Origin of the sequence: Paenibacillus vulneris, assembly GCF_039543185.1 — a bacterium.
Taxonomy (GTDB): domain Bacteria; phylum Bacillota; class Bacilli; order Paenibacillales; family NBRC-103111; genus Paenibacillus_S; species Paenibacillus_S vulneris.
Genome location: NZ_BAABJG010000014.1, coordinates 20,216 through 39,047, shown reverse-complemented (window position 1 = coordinate 39,047; position 18,832 = coordinate 20,216). Strand labels below are relative to the sequence as shown.

Sequence of the window (18,832 nt, the reverse complement as noted above, 5' to 3'; positions counted from 1 at the left end):
TGATGAGGGGATCGGTCATGCAGAAGTTGACGGAGAGGCAGCGTTTGAGCAAGCAATTCTGGGCGGTGCTGGCCAGCTTTCTTATCAGCTTGGGCTTCCTTCTGTTTCAGGGCGGCAAATTGGCGCTAATGGTATTTGTCATCATAAGTCTTCTAAGCGTTTATTTGCTGCTGGGCCAATGGAGCGGGATTAAGCGAACCCAGGGAACAAGAATCCTGAGCAATATTGATCATGGGGGAACGTTGGAAGCAGGAAGCAGCTTGGGCGTAACGATTCAGCTGCAGATCCCCGGATTTTGGCCGATGCCGTATATATTTGTGAAGGATCGGCTGTTTCACAAGAATGGAACGGAGCTCGAATTCGAGGCCACGATCGTTCCCGATTGGCGCCGCCGGGGCGAATGGGAATACCGTACCCCTTCCTTGCGCAGGGGCATGTACAGCTTCGGAACGACGGAGTGTGTAACGGAAGATATCTTCGGCTTGTTCGAGCACAGCGGGAATTTAAAGCTGCCGCACAGCATTGTCGTTCTTCCGCAGACCATAGCGATTCGGGAGTGGCAGCAATATCACCAGATGATGAAGGGTACCAACCATCATTCCACAACGACCCGGGCTGTCAGGGAAACGACGCAGATTAACGGCGTACGAGAATATATATATGGCGACCGCCTTTCCAGAATTCATTGGAATGCGACAGCGAAGACCGGGACGTGGAAGTCCAAGGAGTTTGAGAGGGAGTCTCTTCCGAAGACCTATCTTATTCTGGATAGGGAACGCAAGGGGTATAACGATCCGGATCAATTCGAGCTGGCGGTATCGGTTGCCGCCTCCTTATTTCAATACGGGACGACCCGCGGACTTGCCTTGGGACTCCTGTCTACCGGGGCGGACGATGTGTATTTCGAGCCCAAGCCGGGACAAAATCAACATAAGACGGTGCAGCAGCATTTTATCCAGGTGGAAGCAGACGGGAATTATTCCTTGAAGCAGGTCATAAGGGAAAAAGCGCAAAACCTGGTGCCAGGAAGCTTTATAGCACTGATTACTCCTGTCTACGGCGAGCCGATGCTGCAAATCATCAGCTTGATGAAACAGCTGCAGCTCAATCCATGCCACATGTGGCTCTGCACAGACCCAGCTAATAAAGAGAAGTGGCTGAAGCAGCTTCAGTCCATAGGCGTTGCCGGATACGCTATTCAGTCGTTAAGCGAGCTTCCGGTCTTGTTGGGAGGTCGGAGCGGATGAACGAACGAGTATCCTGGTGGCGGCAGCTGTTGTTCCATGAATGGCCCCACAGGTTAACTGTACTGCTTGTAGGCATATTCCTGCTACAGTATGTGCTGTGGTTCATGAAGGAGGATCATCTCTGGCTGCCAGAGACGGTTGTCATTGTAGAGCTGACCTTGCTGGCAACGCTCATTCTGGAGCACTTCTCCAGAATCCACTGGCTGCTGCGGAGTCTGGTCCAGCTATTGCTCATTATTATCATCAATAAGCAGGTGCTGTATTCCTATCAAGTCATAGAGAACATGACGGTACAGAGCTTTTTTTCATCGCGGTTATTTTTAAATTTGTACCAGCTTACCCCTTATCTCTGGTTCAGCTTGGCGGCCTGGGTGGCGTATCTTGCTTTCATATGGTGGGTAGAGGTCAAGTGGCGCGTCTACGTATTGATGCTGGCCACCGTCATTATCATGTGTATTCGAGATTCCTTCTCGAGCGTTTATTTGTGGCCGCAGGTCGCAATAACAATCGGATGCGGATTGTTCTTACTGATCTTGAGCCATTTCCAGCAGCTGCGTAAGAAAGACCCGACGGCCTGGAGCTATCTGGCGGATTACCCGGCCTCGATTGCCATTCCCATCGTCTCGCTGATCAGTCTAACTGTGGTAGTTGGAGCTATTATGCCTGAAGTGGGCCCAATGGTCACAGACCCCTACACAGCTTGGAGGACGATGCGCGGGGAGTCGGTTAATTTTACTACCGGTAAAGGGATCGAGGTTGCAGCCTCTTCCGGCGATACTTCTTCCGGTTATAGCCGGAGTGATGCTGCTCTGGGCAGCGGGTTTCAGTTCGACTACACCCCTGTTATGACCGTGGACACCACGCATCGCAGTTATTGGAGGGGGGAAACCCGAGCCAACTATACCGGAAAGGGCTGGGAATTAGGGGATAATGATAAACGGGCCGCAGCCACCGCGGTACGTCCTGATGCCATATTGGCTTCGGATCCCCGAAGTGCAGGCAGCAAGATGAAGACGATTGAGGTCAAACAGACCGTAAGTGTACTGTCCGAGGACGTGTACCCCGTATTATTCGGTGCGTACGATATTCAGAAGGTCACCGATCTCAATGGAGGAAAAACCGGCTTCGAGCCCCTGCTATGGGCGCCTTCACAATCGGAGCTCAGATTGAACGCTGCCCTCAACCAAGGCTATCCGAAAACGTATACGGTTGTTTCGCAAATGCCTATCATCGATGAAGAAGGGTTGAGGAAGGTCACCGATACGTCTGTGCGGAGCGATATGGGGGAATACTTGCAGCTTCCCGATCAATTGCCTGGCCGGGTACGGCAGCTCGCCGCAGACATTACGAAGAATGCGCCGACTCCATACGATAAAGCCAAAGCTATTGAAAAATATTTGCGAGAGAATTATCCCTATACGAATAAACCTGATTTAAGTAAAGGACGCAGCAAGGACTTTGTGGATCGCTTTTTGTTCGAAATAAAGGAAGGGTATTGCGATTACTACTCCTCTGCTATGGCTGTACTATCCCGTTCGGTAGGGCTTCCGACCCGTTGGGTTAAGGGCTACGCCTCAGGGCAATCGTCCAATATAGACGAAATGTTCGGCATGTTCGGCGAGGAATCACTTATGGACCCGGACGCCGCGGGAGTGTATACGGTGCGGAATGCGGATGCGCACTCATGGGTAGAAGTATATTTCAGTGGCTGGGGCTGGGTACCGTTCGAGCCAACCTCCGGATTTACGCTGCCTCGGGCAGTTCAAACCGAAGAAATTTCCTTTGAGCCTTCCGTCGTTCCTGAGGTTACGCCGTCAGAGCCTGAACCGACAGTACTTGAACGGCATGGACATGTTGCAGGTATTGTCATAGCTGCAGTGATTGCGGCAGCCGCTATTGTGCTTCTGATTCGAAAATTTCAGCTAGTGGAGCTGATACAAGAGAAGCTTGAACGCAGACGCGCATCCTTATTAAAGCAAAAGGTTATTATTGAATGCGAAAGACTGCTGCGCATATGCCGCCGCAACGGTTACGTGCGGTACGAGCATGAAACGCTGCGCGAAGCGATGCGCCGCTGGTCCCAGCAGAGCAAATGGATGAAATCCGACCTGGAGCAGGTGTTGGCTGTATTCGAAAAAGCGAAATACAGTAAAGCGGAGATCTCGGAAGAGGAATGGCAGCATACGGTTGCCGTTGTTGAAAAACTGCGTTCGCAATTTTGATGAGAGAAGGAGACGTGTGCTTCAACGCATGCGTCTTTTTTTTGCCATCCTTCAGAGGGCTAAGCCCCTTTCATAGAACCTGCTGCCAGCCGCAGCTTCTATGAACATATGTACAATCTCTGCCCGCATACATTTTTTAAGGCGAACATTACGAGCGGGAGAAGGGATGCTTGTGAAAATCAATGCGGTTTTCGAAGGCGGCGGAGTCAAGGGGATAGCACTGGCAGGAGCGGTTCACGCGGCGGAGCGTAAGGGGCTTACCTTCCATCAGGTGGCTGGGACGTCATCAGGGGCCATCGTTGCATCATTAGTAGCGGCGGGATATTCCGCTGAAGAGCTGAAGAATATTATTATGGCGACCCCGTTCAGCTCCTTTATGCAGCGTGCACCCGTATTTAATGCAAAGATCATCGGCCCGCTTACCCGGCTATTTTTGAAAAAAGGATTATATTCGGGAGAGGCGCTCGAGCATTGGATTCACCAGCTGCTTCTGGCCAAAGGGATACGCACGTTCAGCGATTTGAAAAAAAACCAGCTCCGCATTATCGCATCGGATATTTCGGACCGAAGGCTTCTTGTGCTGCCGGATGATATTGAACAGTACGGGATTGACCCCAAGCGATTGCTAATCTCCAAAGCCGTTCGTATGAGCACGAGCATCCCTTATTTTTTTGACCCCGTCATTATTCGTAAAGCTCCCAGCAAAAGAGCACCCAAGCAGTCGTTCGCGGACCAGTTCGCATATATTGTGGACGGAGGGCTTCTGAGCAATTTTCCTCTCTGGATTTTTGACCAGGACCACACCCCTAAGGCGGAGCAGCTTATTCCTACGATCGGCTTCCAGCTTGTAGGGAGAGGAACCGGGCAGCCTAATACGATTTTCGGTCCGGTGACGATGTTTAAAGCGTTATTCTCCACTATGATGGATGCCCATGATGAACGTTATATCGAAGAAGCGAACCGGTTTCGGACCATCAAAATCCCGACGTTAGGTGTAAGCGTGACCGATTTTGACATCTCTAATGAAAAAAGTCTGGAGCTGTACGAAGCCGGATGCCTGGCTGGAGAAGCCTTCCTGAATAAATGGAAGCTGATGGATTACAAAATGGGCTTTGAGCAGCATGTTCTTCGAAGAAAAATCAAATAAACACAAAATAGCCCCGCAAAGAGAGGGAGAGTCTCCGAAGCTAATTTTTGGGGCTGATTCTGGTGCTCCGCGGGGAGCACGGAATCTGTCAGTTCCTTAATGCAAAAAAAACGGCGACCCGGTCGCCGTTTTAATGATATTTGGGGGGCTCGTCAGAGCTCCCTTTATTGCCGTCGATAACGCGAAATGTTGCGTTGCGAGTGCGTCTTTCTTTGGTTCTTCCGCCGCTTTTGGCGGAGAAGGCGGGCTTGCGCCAACGATTTGGCGGATACTTATACAGCAGGAAGATAACGCCAAATACCAAAATGGGGATGATCAATTGCAAAGCTTTGGAGGCGATCCCGATCAAGGCTAACCCCAGAATAACATAGGTGGCTATGGAAAAACGCTTTTTCATCGCTGCCCCTCCTCTAATCCATATTATGCTCTTGCTTCTTTATCTAATTCTCTCATCCGGTTGAAAGAGGCGATGGATACTTCGACCATGGAATTATCCGGCTGCTTGGTCGTAAGCATCTGCAGCCACAGCCCGGGATAACCCAGATAACGAAGAACAGGAACTTCCCGCAGGCTGTTCGTAAAGCGCAGCACTTCGTATGAGACGCCAATGACTACAGGTAATAATACGATCCGTTGGACGATACGTTCCACAAATGAATCATACGTAAAGAAGGAATAAATAATGACGCCGACCAGTACGGTGAATACGATAAAGCTGCTTCCGCACCGGTAATGCAGCGTGCTGAATTTTTGTACATTTTCGACCGTCAGCTCTACTCCGGCTTCATAGGCACTGATGACCTTGTGTTCGGCTCCGTGGTATTGAAACAGGCGTTTGATCATCGGTGTTAGGGAAATAAAGTAAATGTAGCCGATTAACAGTACGATCTTGATTAATCCCTCGATCAAGTTGTGCCCGATTTGATTCTGAAACAGGTTAGCAAATAACAGCTGCTCGATAATAGGAGGGATGAGCGTAAAGACGAATTTACCGAATATAAAGGAAATGATCCCCACAACCGCTACGCCCAGGATCATGGATATACGTCCGGTGACCGATTCCTTTTTCTCCTCCTTCGGTGTACCGTCCCCTTCCTCCTCGGCAAAGGCTTCCGCCGAAAAATTAAGATGCTGGGCGCCTTTGGCGCTAGCTTCAATAATGCCGACAATGCCGCGGATAAACGGTATTTTCTTCAAGACTTTGACCCAACCGATTTCGGTCTTGGGAACCTCCAAGTACTCGATAGTATTATCTTTTCGGCGAATGGCCGTTACGTTAACAGTTTGGCCCCCAAACATGACCCCTTCAATCACGGCTTGGCCACCGTAAATGGCACATGGTTTTTCATTTTGCGACAAAGACTACACCTTCTTCTGATAGAAATAAAATGGCGACTCTACATTATTGTATCGGATTCAAAGAGAGAATGCCACCGTTTAGGGGACAAATATTTGTATATACTAACGGTATTCCGCTGCAAGAATGCGACATCATTTCCTTGCTTAAGATAAGAAGGAAGCGCAGGCGTTGCAGATGTGGGTCAGAACATGAACATAAGGTTTGGCCTAGGGCGCAGGCTGGTCCGGCTAAACCTGTGAGGAGGAACGACATGAACGAGCCAAGAGCCAAAGCACCTTCCAACCGTTGGCTGTTTTCATTAAATATCGGTTTTTTTGCGGGTTTGATATGGGGCGCAGTGAAAATGCTGGAGCATTATCTTCATTTTACCAGCTTGCCTCCGGGCTTTTTGGTGGAGCATTTTTATAAACGGTCATTTTTAAACAGCTTTGAAGGCTATATGGTAGGATGGGTCACGTTTATTGTTTTCTCTATTTTTGCGTCCTTGCTGTATACAGCCTTCTTAGCCAAAGCGACCGGGCCATGGCCGGGTGTTGCCTATGGAGCAATATGGTGGGCGCTTATCTTTTTGCTGATCGGGCCGATAACCGGGATGATGAATTGGATCGCTTATCTCGACTGGAACACGATCATTACAGAGGTCTGTCTGTTTATTGTGTGGGGATTATTCATAGGGTACAGCCTGGCTCTGGAATTCAATGACGAGCGGGAAAGAGAGCCTGTCGATACGGGACAAAAGAATCCACAGCCGGAATAATTCAGGGACTGCTTGCCAAACCGCAAAAAACAGTTCTCAAACAGAAGAAAGTTATGGTAAAATAATCGGGTGTATATTTCTGTATGTTGATGAAACGTATTGGAGGGACCGGCTTGAAAAAAATTTTGGTATTAAACGGTCCGAATTTGAACATGCTCGGCGTTCGCGAGCCAGGCGTGTATGGAACCACATCGCTTCAAACGATTGAAGAGCGGCTGACGAAGCTGGCGGCAGAGCTGTCCGTGGAATTGGAATGCTTTCAATCCAATCATGAAGGGGCCCTAATCGATAAGATCCACGAAGCTTTTTCGGTCAAAGACGGCATCGTGATGAACCCTGGAGCGTTCACGCATTACAGCTATGCGATTCGCGATGCAATCGAGGCAGTTCGAATTCCGACAATTGAAGTACATATATCGAATATTCACAAAAGAGAGGCGTTTCGCCATGTATCGGTGATCGCTCCCGTCGCACTCGGCCAAATTGCCGGTCTGGGTGTGGACAGCTACGAACTGGGACTTCGCGCCATGGTAAGCCACCTCAATTCTTTGGAGGGATAACCTAATGCAGCAAGCACGTATAGAACGCCTTCGCACGGTTTTGCAAGAGCAAGGTTTAAAGGCGCTTTTAATTACTAACGAAACGAACCGCCTTTATATGACGGGCTTTACCGGTTCATCCGGCATGGTGTTAATTTCCGAGAATAAAGCGTACCTGTTGACAGATTTTCGCTATATGACTCAAGCCCCGGCTCAAGCCGTTCATTATGAGGTAGTCGAGCATGCTCCGAACCCGTTGGAAACAGTAAAGGATCTGCTTGTCAAGCTGGGTATAACCAAAGTAGGTTTCGAGCAAAACGATATGACGTTCGGAGCATACCAGAGTGCTGCCAAGGCATTAAGCGGCATTCAATTGGAGCCGACCGACGGGCTTGTCGAGAAGCTTCGGGTCATTAAGGACGATGCCGAAATAGCCGTCCTGCAGGAAGCAGCCGATTTGGCAGACTGCACCTTCACGCATATCCTGAATTTCCTGAAGCCCGGTGCCAAGGAAGCGGATATTGCGCTTGAAATAGAAATGTTCGTCCGCAAAAACGGAGCGGCTTCTACGTCTTTCGAGACGATCGTCGCATCCGGCGAACGATCTGCGCTTCCTCATGGCAAAGCGAGTGACCGCCTCCTTCAGGCGAATGAATTTGTCACGCTGGATTACGGCGCTTATTATAAAAGATACTGTTCCGACATTACGAGAACAGTGGTAGTAGGCAAGCCAACGGAAAAGCACAAAGAGATTTATCAGATTGTTCTTGAAGCGCAAATGACGGCTTTGGACAAGATCAGACCCGGGATGACTGGCCGCGAAGCGGATGCAATCGCAAGGGATATTATCCAGCGGCATGGTTACGGCGATTATTTCGGTCACGGAACGGGGCATGGTCTGGGAATGGAAGTTCATGAAGCGCCGCGGCTTTCCAAGAACGGAGATACGGTTTTAACGCCCGGAATGATCGTAACGGTTGAACCCGGCATTTATTTGCCAGGCTTCGGCGGAGTTCGCATCGAAGATGATATCGTCGTTACAGAATCCGGAATTAAAATATTGACGCATTCAAGCAAAGACTTGATTGCCTTGGATTAACATCTTGGCGGAAGCCTGAAGGCGAATGGCCGGCAGGAATTCTGCTCACATTTTTAGGGAGGTATTTTTCAGTGGTATCAGTAAACGATTTTAAGACAGGCTTAACAATTGAAGTTGACGGTGATTTGTTCACTGTAATTGATTTTCAACACGTAAAACCGGGTAAAGGCGCAGCTTTCGTTCGCTCCAAATTGAAAAACCTGCGTAACGGCAACACCGTGGAACGTACATTCCGTGCGGGTGAAAACGTAGGCCGTGCACATATCGAGAACCGTGAAATGCAATACCTGTATACAAGCGGTCAAGACCATACATTTATGGATACGGAAACTTACGACCAATTCAGCTTGCCTGCTAAGCAATTGGAGTGGGAATTGAACTTCCTGAAAGAAAACATGATGATCCATATCATGAGCTATCAAGGCGAAATCTTGGGAATCAACCTGCCGAACAGCATTGAGCTGAAAGTGGTTGAAACGGAGCCAGGCATCAAAGGCAACACGGCTACCGGCGCTACCAAAAACGCTAAGCTTGAGACCGGCCTGAATGTACAAGTACCTTTGTTCATTAACGAAGGCGATGTATTGCTGATCGATAGCCGTGAAGGAAAATACATCTCCCGCGCTTAGTCTCACCCGACTATAGAAACCTGCCATCCGGCAGGTTTTTTACTTACTTTAGGATTCCCGGCCAGATAAATGATTCAGCTGCGAAGCCAAGTCCCGGCTTGGAGGTTATTCTGCTGCTCATAGAATCCAAAGCATCGTTTACAAGATAAAGGCGGAATGCTATTATTGGGAAAATAAGTGAGTTCATTGCATCTCACAGGCTATTCCGAAGCGAAGGTGCTGATCCCATTGAGTCAGGTCCGGCAATGGAAGCTGCATGTCTGGGCGGCATGGCTTCTTTTTTTCTCGTATTCCTTGTTGATGATCTACTTGCTGTTCTTCGGATTCTCGCGATCCGCGCGAACGGAGAGGCTCTATAATCTGGTCCCTTTCAAAACGATAGGAAGCTATATCACGGACTTCCAATATTACCCGTTAGATCTCTGGATCATTAATATTTTTGGAAATGTGGGGGCCTTCGTGCCGTTTGGGTTCCTGATCCCGATGTTATTTCGTTCTTATAACAGCTGGTTTTCTATTGCGAAGCTAATGTTCTGGTCCTTGCTGATAGTTGAATCCATCCAGTTCCTATTTAAAGTAGGCAGCTTTGATGTGGATGATATTATTTTGAATGTGCTCGGAGGGCTGTGGGGTTATGCAATCTATACAGCGACAATAAGCCGCAGTCGCAGACGCAAGCTTCAGAAATCATGGTAACGGACCAAATAAGCCCTTGAGAAGGAAAAATGGCATATTATGCGGGAGAATTCGACATAATTCTACTTCAACCTTGGGCGTTCTTATGGTATAATGATACATTGTTATGCAAAAGTTTCGGTAGGGAGTGAACAGCTTTGTCTCTTATTGTAATGAAATTCGGCGGCAGTTCCGTTGGTGATGCGGAACGGATGAAACGTGTGGCCAACCGTGTAGTAGAGAGACAGCGGGAAGGCAACCAATGCGTTGTTGTCGTTTCTGCCATGGGTGATACAACAGACGATTTGATAGACTTGTCGAAGCAAATTTGTTCGGTAACGCCTCCTGCACGTGAAATGGATATGCTGTTGACTACGGGCGAGCAAGTATCGGTAGCATTACTGTCCATGGCAATCCAAAGCTTGGGCCAGCCGGCTCTATCCTTTACCGGATGGCAAGCGGGTATGTACACGGATGAGGTACACGGTAAAGCAAGAATTACGGATATTCAGCCTGAAAGAATTTTGAACGCTGTGAATCAAGGGAATGTTGTTATCGTAGCCGGATTCCAGGGCATGACGGCGGACGGAGAGATCACGACGCTGGGACGCGGCGGTTCCGATACGACGGCCGTTGCTTTGGCAGCCGCTATTCAAGCGGACGTCTGCGAAATATTCACGGACGTAGACGGCGTATATTCCACAGACCCACGTGTTGTTAAATGCGCGCGCAAGCTTCCTGAAATCACGTATGACGAGATGCTGGAGCTGGCGAATCTGGGTGCAGCCGTATTGCATCCGAGAGCAGTTGAGTATGCAAAGAACTATAATGTGCCGCTGGTGGTAAGATCCAGCTTTAATCATAATGCAGGTACGAATGTGAAGGAGGAAGCAGCGATGGAGCAAGGAATCGTTGTTCGCGGGATTGCAAGCGATAAAAATGTGGCTAGAATCAGTATCCTTGGTATTGAAGAAAAACCGGGGCAATTGGCAAAAGTGTTTACCGCTTTGGCTAAAGAGCAAATCGATGTAGATATTATCGTGCAAAGCGGTGTCATGAACGGGCAAGCGGACTTTTCCTTCACCGTCTCTCTAACCGATAAGGATAGAGCCTTGGAAGTTATTCAAAGCATCCGTTCCGAGGTGGGCTTCCGCGAAGTATCCTCCCAGGAGAACCTCGTTAAAGTATCCATCGTAGGGGCTGGAATGGTTAGTACTCCGGGAGTCGCTGCCAAAATGTTCGAGGTCATTTCCGATCTTGGTCTTAGCATCAATATGGTCAGCACATCGGAAATCAAAACATCCTGCGTCATCGAAAACAGCCGCCTAAACGAAGTAATCCAAGCGCTGCACACGGCATACGGCTTGGATACGGATCAAACAGCATTTGTAGGCGGACCTCAAGACCGCAGATAATTCATTACTTCAGCTTGTCAAACATAAAGGTAAACAGCTTTAATAAGAAAGCGGTAATTCCTGCGGCCATCAACGGACCGACAGGAATTCCTTTTAAGAACAGAATACCGAAGATTGAACCGATAACAAGGCCCACAACAAGTTGTGGGTCTATTTTTAACAGCTCCAGCCCTTTCCCGTTCATATAAGTCGCTATGGCTCCACCAAGAAGCGCCAGGATCCCCGGCCAGGTGGTAAACATGCTGGTGACATCTTTAAAAGTGATTCGCTGGCTTGCAAACGGCACAAGTACACCCATCGTCAGGAAAAGCAGGCCAAGCTCCAGTCCCCGACGCTCAATGGTCGGCAGGAAGCGCTCTAAGTGGATCAATTTTACAATGAGCAGCACACAGGCAGCTGTTGTAATAATTGGCGACCGCCCCAATAGACCGATAATGATGAGAACTAACAGCAGTATGTCTCCGTTCATCGTAGGACCCCTTGTCTCATAGACTTCCTTCTAAGTGTATGAGATGGACGAGTTTTTAGAACAAGAGACTCTATTAAATATGGTGGGAGACCGAAGATGCAACCAGCTTCCCTTCACGTACGACCGGAACCAGAGAGAGCGCATCCCTTTGTGCACAGTAATGGATGTCTTCAATGAAGCCCAGCTTGCTTAACCTTTTGCCGTTGGCACATTGCAACAAAGCCTCCAATATGCCGGACTGCACATGGCGAAACGCGTGCAGCATGCTGAGTCCAAAATCATTCATGATAAAACCCGCACTGCCATTGCCTGCTAATTTGAGCATTTCATCTATGAGCTGGCCGGCACATAAGCCGTCCTCTAAGGCAAATACATCCTGAGTTCCCGAACAAAGTATGACGATGTCTTTTTTGAGGCTTAACGCCTCTTCGGCACAAGCCTTTCCGTTTAGTAAGGATGCGGCGATGATGGTGCATGCCTTATTCGCCTTTTGAATGGCTCTCGTCCCGTTCGTCGTTGTCATAATGAGGGTTTTGCCTGCAATAACGTCCTCTGTGTACTCTAATGGCGAATTGCCGAGATCAAAGCCCGGTATTTTTTTGCAGGCTCTCTCTCCTCCCAGTATAAACCCCGGCTGATATAGCTGTTTGGCTTGTAATACGGTTTCAACCGGATAGATCGCTTTGCATCCATGGGCTAGTGCAGTGAGAATCGTACTGGTAGCACGTAGGACATCAATGACGATGACCGTTTTGTTGATAAGCTCATCTGCGCGCGCCTCATTGACGCTGGGTAGTACCGTAATTTCCACGCTTGGTGCCTCCTAAGAGTTTTTGCGCCAGCAAAAACTGGCTACGAAAGCATATGCTTCGTTTTTGCGCCTCAGTCCGCTATATTTCCCAATTCCCGTTAAAATCAGATGGGGCTGTTTCCTGACCCAAATGAAGCGTATCGGATCTCAGCCCCCGGCGAAGAGCCTCCAGCGAGATCAGGTCGGCAGGCGCAATGTTGCCCAAATGAATATCCGTCCCCAATGTGTTCAATAAATGGACCTGTTGATCTTTATGCGGAGCTTCCCATAGGAGCAAATGCTTGCTTGGCACCTGACGAAGCACCAGCTCGATAGCTTCATCCTTGCAGCCTCCCTGCTCGTCATAGATGCCGACGCCTTTGCCGGACTCCCGTCCTTCAATGGTAATAAGGCTCGCCCCTAATTCTGAATCGATAACTACCGTTTCAATCAAGTCCTCGATCTCGATGGAAGAGCCCCAGCATTTTTTTCCGTATTCCGTAATGACCGTATAGCCCAGTTCTTTGGCGCGGCGAATTAATTCGCTTCGAACAGACCTATCCAATTCAATCGTGCCATCAGAGATTTCGAGTCCGTTGAATCCGAGAAAGGCGGCCATATCGAAAAACTCATCAACAGCGCCCTGGCTTATTGCGACCTCAAGAAACGTACCGCCGGGATAGATAATAATATCATGCTCTTTGACCATTTCAATTTTTCGTTTCAGCAGTGACGTGGAATAGAGCGGCGACGTGCCGAAGCCGATTTTTAACATATCCATATGATCTCCAGCTGTTTGCAATAAATCTTCAAGAGCATGAATGCCTAACCCTTTATCGATAACCATCGTCTTGCCAAGTTCTCTTGGCTTCATCGTACGTTTTCTCGTCGGATCGTTTAAAAGGGGATGCCACTTGACCTGTGACGTAACCTCCATGTCCTATCGCCTCGCTGTTTACATTTTTTGTATTGATTTATGTGTCATCATATGCAATTGCAATTAGGGGTGTGCCCATGATGCCTAAAATGAGACGAGCCTGCATAGATTAATAGAGAAGCTGATGATGACAGCTTGCTATTGATAAATAGAGGGAGGGAAAAGAGCAGTGATCAACAAAATCGTGCTCAGTATGGCATCGCTGCGACTGTTTTCAGGAACTATCGAAATTATGGCCGCACTAATCATGCTCAGGTTAAATCAGATTGACAAAGCGCTGATGGTGAATACCGGGTTAGCTATGGTAGGGCCGCTCGTTCTATTGACTACAACGACACTCGGATTGGTAGGACTTGCGGAAAAGCTATCATTCAGCAAAATGATCTGGGTTATAGCAGGAGTTAGCTGCATTTTTATAGGTATTTTGAAAAAGTAAATAGCATAATTACTTCGGCCAAGCATACACATGATTATGAAAGATGGACAGCTTGGGGGGATGAAAGAAATGCATTCGCTTCTCCGGCTTTTTTCTGTCCCTTTGCGCCAAAGACTAGCAACTCTACCAAACCGGATCATGGAGGAGATACAAGAGATTCGGGTACGGGAAGATAGGCCGCTGGAAGTGGTTTGGGGACAAAAGTACGGCTTCATCGCGGATTCCGGACTTTGTGAGGACCCGGAGCTTGCTTACAGGCCGACCAGGGACGATTGCTCGACTTTGCTGGAGATGCTGACACAGCATTCGCTTTATACCTTCGATGAAGAGCTAAGGCGCGGCTATATCACAGTGCAAGGCGGACACCGCATTGGAATAGCAGGCAGAACGGTACTGGAGCAAGGAAAGGTAAAGCTTCTGAAGGAAATTACAAGCTTTAATATCCGGATCGCAAGGGAGTTAAAAGGGGTTGGCAGCAGTGTGCTGCCTTACTTGGTGGATAGCTCGACCTCGGGGGTACACCATACGCTCATCGTCTCTCCGCCGCAGCAGGGCAAGACGACGTTAATTCGAGATCTGGCAAGACTGATCAGCTCGGGTTCAGCCGAGGATTCGATCCACCGGTTGTCGAGAGGCTGGAAGGTAGGCATTGTCGATGAGCGCTCCGAGATCGCTGCTTGCGATAGAGGAATCCCACGGTTTGATCTCGGGCCGCGAACCGATGTGCTGGACGGTTGTCCTAAGGCGGAAGGAATGATGATGATGATCCGGTCCATGTCACCGGAAGTGCTTATTGTAGATGAGATCGGCCGACAAGAGGATGCAGCGGCTATTCATGAAGCCATTCATGCCGGGATTCGTGTCATTGCAACCGCACACGGTCTGAATCATGGCGATGTCAGCAAGAGACCGGTTCTGCAAGAGCTGCTGAGCGAAGAAGTGTTCGAACGGATTGTCATTTTGAATAAACGATCCGGGGCAGGGACGGTGGAAGGGATTTACGATGCCAAAGGAAAACGGTTGGAGCTGGCAAAGACAGCGGGAACCTTGATGCCCTATTCGGTACCGGGCCAGATGGATAAAAGGCCGGGACAGGATCGTCTTATTGATTGGACAGGGAATGCCGCTTTCCAGGTGAGCGGCCGCTCGTCGAAGGGGAGGAGGGAGTAACTTGCTGAAGCTTCTCGGAGCGATGATGATTTTGCTGTCGGCCACCTTATTCGGATTTTATCAGGCGCAGCAATATTCCCGGCGGCCCAAGCAAATTGGCGATGTTATCAGGGCTCTTCAAAGACTGGAAACCGAAATCGTATATGGCTTCACTCCATTGCGGGAAGCTCTGATGAAGGTAGCCAGTTCCTGCCCCCAGCCGGTCACTGCTATCTTCCGTCATACAGCGGAGGAGCTGGGCCAGGCAGGCGGCCGCCCCGCTCAGCAAATATGGCAGCAGTCGCTTCAAGAGCATTGGAAGCATACTTCCATGAAGGCGGGTGAGCAGGACATCGTTCGCCAGTTGGGCTTCACCTTGGGCTTATCGGATAGTGCAGATCAGGTGAAGCATCTGCGATTAGCGATCCAACAGCTGCAGGGCGAGCTGGATGGCGCAGAAGAGGAGCGCAAGAGATATGAAGGCATGTGGAGGAGCTTGGGCCTTCTTATGGGAGCTTTGGTCGTCATTCTGATGTATTAGTCTGCAACCGTTACTCAAGCGAAGCAGAGTCGGTTGTCAGAGAGACTGCAACCGTTACTCGGGCAATAAGGTTAAAGATGTAGTTAGAGGCTAGGAGTGAGGTGCCACGAATGAACGTAGATGTGAACGCGATATTTCAGATCGCCGGAATCGGAATCATTATCGCGATGATTCATACCGTGCTTAAGCAGATGGGCAAAGAGGATATGGCGCACTGGGTTACCTTGATAGGATTCGTTGTCGTGCTGTTTATGGTTGTCAGCCTGCTTGATAACTTGTTCAAGGAAATCAAAACCATTTTTTTATTCCAGTAGATGCGGGTGAGACACAGTGGAGATCGTACAAATCGTAGGTCTGGGCTTAATCGCTACCATACTGGTACTGATCATCAAGGAACAGAAGCCTATATTCGCCTTCCTTCTGGCCGCGTTTACGGGCATCGTCATCTTCTTGTTTCTTATAGGCAAGATCGCATCCGTCATTCAAATTCTGGAGGATCTTGCCGTGAATGCGAATGTCAATATGATTTTCCTGAAAACGATCCTGAAAATTATCGGCATCGCGTATATCGCCGAATTCGGCGCCCAAATCGTCAGGGATGCAGGTCAGGAATCCATCGCTTCGAAGATTGAATTATCCGGCAAAATCCTGATTATGGTTATGGCCATACCGATTGTGTCCGTCATTATTGAAACGGTGGTCAAGCTGCTGCCCGCCTAAGTATATGGTCCCGGGAGATGAAGCAAATGCTGCTCACAATGTCGTACATGGAGAAATGGTTCCGGAGAAGGGCGGCCAAGCCTCTGCTGCTTCTGCTGTGTCTCATCGGCCTTTCGCTGGCTGGGGATCCGTTGGCTTATGGTCTCACGGACAATGCAGGCATCGTGCAGGCTACGCCCGTAGAGCAGATCATTAAAGAGCAGGCAGAAAGGCTGAATACCGATCAGGTGGAGCAATATTGGAATCAGCTGATGAAAACGTACGGCGGGTATTTTCCCGACAGTAAGACCCCAACGTTTATGGAGCTGCTTACAGGCTCCAAGGGTCTAGGGTTAAGCTCCATATTCACGGGAATAGTCCGCTACCTGTTTCATGAGCTTTTGTACAACGGCAAGCTGCTTGCATCCATTGTCGTACTGTCGATGTTCAGCATGCTGCTCGAGACACTGCAAAGCGCGTTTGAGAAAAATACCGTCAGCAAAGTAGCCTACGCAATTACATTTGTCGTACTGATGATCATGGCTATCAACAGCTTCAGCGTAGCCATAGGTTATGCCAAAACGGCAATAACGGACATGATTCACTTTATGATTGCGGTCGTTCCGCTCCTGCTGACCTTGCTGGCTTCAATGGGGAACGTCGTATCGGTCTCCGTGCTTCATCCGCTCATCATCTTCATGATTCATGCCGTAGGAACCGCAATCTATTTGGTTGTTTTCCCTCTGCTGTTCTTCTCGGCCGTGCTTCATATAGTAAGCTCGCTGACAGATAAATACAAAGTCAATCAGCTAGCCAATTTGCTGAGGAACGTGAGCGTAGGCTGCCTGGGCGTGTTCGTGACGGTGTTTCTCGGCGTCATCTCCATCAGAGGGGCGGGCAGCGCGGTAGCGGACGGGGTTACGATCCGAACGGCCAAATATATTGCGGGGAACTTCGTTCCTGTGGTTGGGAGAATGTTTTCCGATGCTTCGGAAACCATCATCGGAGCTTCGCTTCTGGTGAAGAATGCAGTAGGACTGGCCGGTGTCGTCATCCTTTTGATCCTTTGCGCTTTTCCGGCATTGAAAATAATGGCGCTTGCCTTGATATACAACGTGTCTGCAGCGGTGCTTCAGCCGCTCGGGGACAACCCGCTAATAACTTGTCTTGAAACGATAGGCAAAAGCTTGATCTATGTATTCGCCGCTTTGGCTGTTGTGGGGCTGATGTTCTTCCTTGCCATTACGATCTTAATAACGGCCGGCAATTTGTCCGTCATGATGCGCTAGGCATTAGGAAAGGAGCTTGGACATGGAATGGTTAGGCGGCTGGCTTAAATCCATCGTGCTGGTAATCCTGCTCGCAACTTTCGTCGATATTCTGCTGCCGAGTCAATCGATGCAACGATACGTCAAGACCGTCATCAGTTTATTCATTTTACTGATCTTACTGCAGCCCTTGCTCTCCATTTTCCAAAAAAATGTTCCTCTTGATCAGCTGCTGGCGGATGCATTTGACACCAAAGGCGGCGGACTATTCGCTTCCATGGGGTCTCAGGAAAATTCCAGCCAGATGATGTCTCTTGGAAGCATCCAGCAGCAAGCGGAGCAGCTCAAAGCCCGGCAAGAGCAGCAGTCCCAACGAATCGCACAACAGCAAATAGAAGATTTGATGAAACGCGGCATTGAACAAAGCGCTGCCGTTGACGTTCATAGCGTGAAGGTACAGACGGCCAAGGACAGCAGTGGACAGCTGCAGATTGTCAGAGTCGATGTCAGTGCCGCTCCAAGGGCGCCGACAGAGCCTGCGAAGCCTCAAGGAACCGATTCTATCAAAAACGTCACCATTGAGCCTGTGCAGCCGGTAGTTGTTCAGATTGTACCCGATAGCAAATCGGAAGGGAAGAATTCCAAGGATCTGCCGGCATCTGCAAACGGCTATGAACAAGAAAGCACGCAGATTCGGATGTCGATCAATAAAGAATGGCAGGTGCCGCTTAGTCAAATATATGTTGACGTAGCTCAAGATAAATGGAAATCGTAAGCCGAGTAAATGGATGCTGAGGAGGTGTGAGCGATGGGTGGCTTTATGAAATGGATGGAGACTTGGTTAGGCGGAGGGCCGAACGGCACGAAGCGGATAAAGACGTTTCGATGGCTGATTCTGCTTGGGCTTGTGGGAGCAGCGTTTATGATTCTCAATTCTTTCATCACGGTGAAGGATGTTGACCCCATCAATGAAGGGAGGGCTTCCCCGGATCCTCCCGCTCAGCCTGCCTTTACCTCCTCTGCTAGCAAAGAGCGTTCCGCATTCCGGGACTATGAAGCTGCTTATGAGAATCAGCTTAAGGAAATTTTGACAAAAATTGTAGGGGTAGGAGAGGTGGAAGTGCTTGTTACGATCGATTCCACGGAAGAGGTTACGGTAGAAAGAAATACCAAGGAAACCCAGCAGGTAACAAATGAAAAAGACCAGCACGGCGCCACCCGCCACATTACGGATGTCACACGAAGCGGTGAGGTCGTTCTATATGAAGTATCCAACGGCAAGCAGCCGCTTGTTCAAAAATACATCAAGCCCAAAATAAGGGGGGTCTTGGTTGTAGCTAAAGGCGCCGAGAATTTAACGGTGAAAAAAATGATTACCGAGGCAGTCGAAAGAGGCTTGGACGTCCCGGCCAATAAGATTTCAATCTTACCCCGTAAGCAATAAAGATTAAAA

22 protein-coding genes are annotated in these 18,832 nt (G+C 49.1%); 17 read left to right on the top strand and 5 right to left on the bottom strand.

Annotated features, from left to right (window positions below; all coding sequences use genetic code 11):
- The first annotated feature begins 17 nt into the window (after positions 1–17).
- From ABEA66_RS12435 to ABEA66_RS12425, 3 genes are all read left to right on the top strand, one after another.
- Positions 18–1,247, top strand: coding sequence for a DUF58 domain-containing protein (locus ABEA66_RS12435; protein ID WP_225948453.1), 1,230 nt, complete (start codon positions 18–20; stop codon positions 1,245–1,247).
- A complete protein-coding gene (locus tag ABEA66_RS12430; protein ID WP_345587772.1) occupies positions 1,244–3,469 on the top strand; it encodes a transglutaminase TgpA family protein in 2,226 nt (741 codons plus the stop codon). The genes ABEA66_RS12435 and ABEA66_RS12430 overlap by 4 nt, the downstream gene beginning before the upstream one ends.
- Before the next feature lie 172 nt (positions 3,470–3,641).
- A complete protein-coding gene (locus ABEA66_RS12425; RefSeq protein WP_345587771.1) occupies positions 3,642–4,616 on the top strand; it encodes a patatin-like phospholipase family protein in 975 nt (324 codons plus the stop codon).
- A 130-nt stretch (positions 4,617–4,746) separates the two neighbouring features.
- Here ABEA66_RS12425 and ABEA66_RS12420 read toward each other — a convergent pair whose 3' ends face one another.
- A complete protein-coding gene (locus tag ABEA66_RS12420; RefSeq protein WP_345587770.1) occupies positions 4,747–5,013 on the bottom strand; it encodes a hypothetical protein in 267 nt (88 codons plus the stop codon).
- A gap of 23 nt (positions 5,014–5,036) precedes the next feature.
- Complete coding sequence (locus ABEA66_RS12415) at positions 5,037–5,915, bottom strand: DUF1385 domain-containing protein (RefSeq protein WP_377740075.1); 879 nt, start codon at positions 5,913–5,915, stop codon at positions 5,037–5,039.
- A gap of 311 nt (positions 5,916–6,226) precedes the next feature.
- Between ABEA66_RS12415 and ABEA66_RS12410 the strand changes: the two genes are divergently transcribed.
- From ABEA66_RS12410 to ABEA66_RS12385, 6 genes are all read left to right on the top strand, one after another.
- Positions 6,227–6,733 (top strand): YqhR family membrane protein, encoded by a 507-nt coding sequence (locus tag ABEA66_RS12410; protein ID WP_345587769.1) that lies wholly within the window; start codon positions 6,227–6,229, stop codon positions 6,731–6,733.
- A gap of 113 nt (positions 6,734–6,846) precedes the next feature.
- Complete coding sequence (gene aroQ / locus ABEA66_RS12405) at positions 6,847–7,293, top strand: type II 3-dehydroquinate dehydratase (RefSeq protein WP_192704508.1); 447 nt, start codon at positions 6,847–6,849, stop codon at positions 7,291–7,293.
- A 4-nt stretch (positions 7,294–7,297) separates the two neighbouring features.
- Complete coding sequence (locus tag ABEA66_RS12400; protein ID WP_345587768.1) at positions 7,298–8,371, top strand: M24 family metallopeptidase; 1,074 nt, start codon at positions 7,298–7,300, stop codon at positions 8,369–8,371.
- 71 nt (positions 8,372–8,442) lie between these two features.
- Positions 8,443–9,000 (top strand): elongation factor P, encoded by a 558-nt coding sequence (efp, locus tag ABEA66_RS12395; RefSeq protein ID WP_345587767.1) that lies wholly within the window; start codon positions 8,443–8,445, stop codon positions 8,998–9,000.
- A gap of 177 nt (positions 9,001–9,177) precedes the next feature.
- Positions 9,178–9,696: a VanZ family protein gene (locus ABEA66_RS12390; protein ID WP_218672296.1), complete on the top strand. Its 519-nt coding sequence runs from the start codon at positions 9,178–9,180 to the stop codon at positions 9,694–9,696.
- 137 nt (positions 9,697–9,833) lie between these two features.
- Entirely contained in the window at positions 9,834–11,090 is a 1,257-nt protein-coding gene (locus tag ABEA66_RS12385; RefSeq protein WP_079910811.1) for an aspartate kinase, read from the top strand.
- 4 nt (positions 11,091–11,094) lie between these two features.
- Here the strand turns inward: ABEA66_RS12385 and ABEA66_RS12380 are convergent, their stop codons facing one another.
- From ABEA66_RS12380 to comA, 3 genes are all read right to left on the bottom strand, one after another.
- Positions 11,095–11,559: a DUF441 domain-containing protein gene (locus ABEA66_RS12380; RefSeq protein ID WP_079910810.1), complete on the bottom strand. Its 465-nt coding sequence runs from the start codon at positions 11,557–11,559 to the stop codon at positions 11,095–11,097.
- A 73-nt stretch (positions 11,560–11,632) separates the two neighbouring features.
- Positions 11,633–12,370, bottom strand: coding sequence for a 2-phosphosulfolactate phosphatase (locus ABEA66_RS12375; protein WP_079910809.1), 738 nt, complete (start codon positions 12,368–12,370; stop codon positions 11,633–11,635).
- A gap of 79 nt (positions 12,371–12,449) precedes the next feature.
- Positions 12,450–13,286: a phosphosulfolactate synthase gene (gene comA, locus ABEA66_RS12370; protein ID WP_079910808.1), complete on the bottom strand. Its 837-nt coding sequence runs from the start codon at positions 13,284–13,286 to the stop codon at positions 12,450–12,452.
- A 169-nt stretch (positions 13,287–13,455) separates the two neighbouring features.
- Between comA and ABEA66_RS12365 the strand changes: the two genes are divergently transcribed.
- The 8 genes from ABEA66_RS12365 to spoIIIAG all read left to right on the top strand — a co-directional run bounded on the left by ABEA66_RS12365 (position 13,456) and on the right by spoIIIAG (position 18,823).
- Positions 13,456–13,722 (top strand): YqhV family protein, encoded by a 267-nt coding sequence (locus ABEA66_RS12365; protein ID WP_079910807.1) that lies wholly within the window; start codon positions 13,456–13,458, stop codon positions 13,720–13,722.
- Positions 13,723–13,791: 69 nt separating this feature from the next.
- The gene (gene spoIIIAA / locus ABEA66_RS12360; protein WP_377740000.1) at positions 13,792–14,892 is read left to right on the top strand and encodes a stage III sporulation protein AA; all 1,101 of its coding nucleotides are present in this window, start codon (positions 13,792–13,794) and stop codon (positions 14,890–14,892) included.
- Position 14,893: 1 nt separating this feature from the next.
- Positions 14,894–15,412 (top strand): stage III sporulation protein SpoIIIAB, encoded by a 519-nt coding sequence (spoIIIAB, locus tag ABEA66_RS12355; protein ID WP_079910805.1) that lies wholly within the window; start codon positions 14,894–14,896, stop codon positions 15,410–15,412.
- Between the two features lie 110 nt (positions 15,413–15,522).
- The gene (gene spoIIIAC, locus ABEA66_RS12350) at positions 15,523–15,726 is read left to right on the top strand and encodes a stage III sporulation protein AC (protein ID WP_079910804.1); all 204 of its coding nucleotides are present in this window, start codon (positions 15,523–15,525) and stop codon (positions 15,724–15,726) included.
- Between the two features lie 16 nt (positions 15,727–15,742).
- Complete coding sequence (gene spoIIIAD / locus ABEA66_RS12345; RefSeq protein ID WP_079910803.1) at positions 15,743–16,132, top strand: stage III sporulation protein AD; 390 nt, start codon at positions 15,743–15,745, stop codon at positions 16,130–16,132.
- Positions 16,133–16,158: 26 nt separating this feature from the next.
- Positions 16,159–17,400: a stage III sporulation protein AE gene (spoIIIAE, locus tag ABEA66_RS12340; RefSeq protein WP_345587765.1), complete on the top strand. Its 1,242-nt coding sequence runs from the start codon at positions 16,159–16,161 to the stop codon at positions 17,398–17,400.
- A 22-nt stretch (positions 17,401–17,422) separates the two neighbouring features.
- Positions 17,423–18,154: a stage III sporulation protein AF gene (spoIIIAF, locus tag ABEA66_RS12335; RefSeq protein WP_345587764.1), complete on the top strand. Its 732-nt coding sequence runs from the start codon at positions 17,423–17,425 to the stop codon at positions 18,152–18,154.
- 33 nt (positions 18,155–18,187) lie between these two features.
- Positions 18,188–18,823: a stage III sporulation protein AG gene (spoIIIAG, locus tag ABEA66_RS12330; RefSeq protein ID WP_079910800.1), complete on the top strand. Its 636-nt coding sequence runs from the start codon at positions 18,188–18,190 to the stop codon at positions 18,821–18,823.
- Positions 18,824–18,832 lie beyond the last annotated feature (9 nt).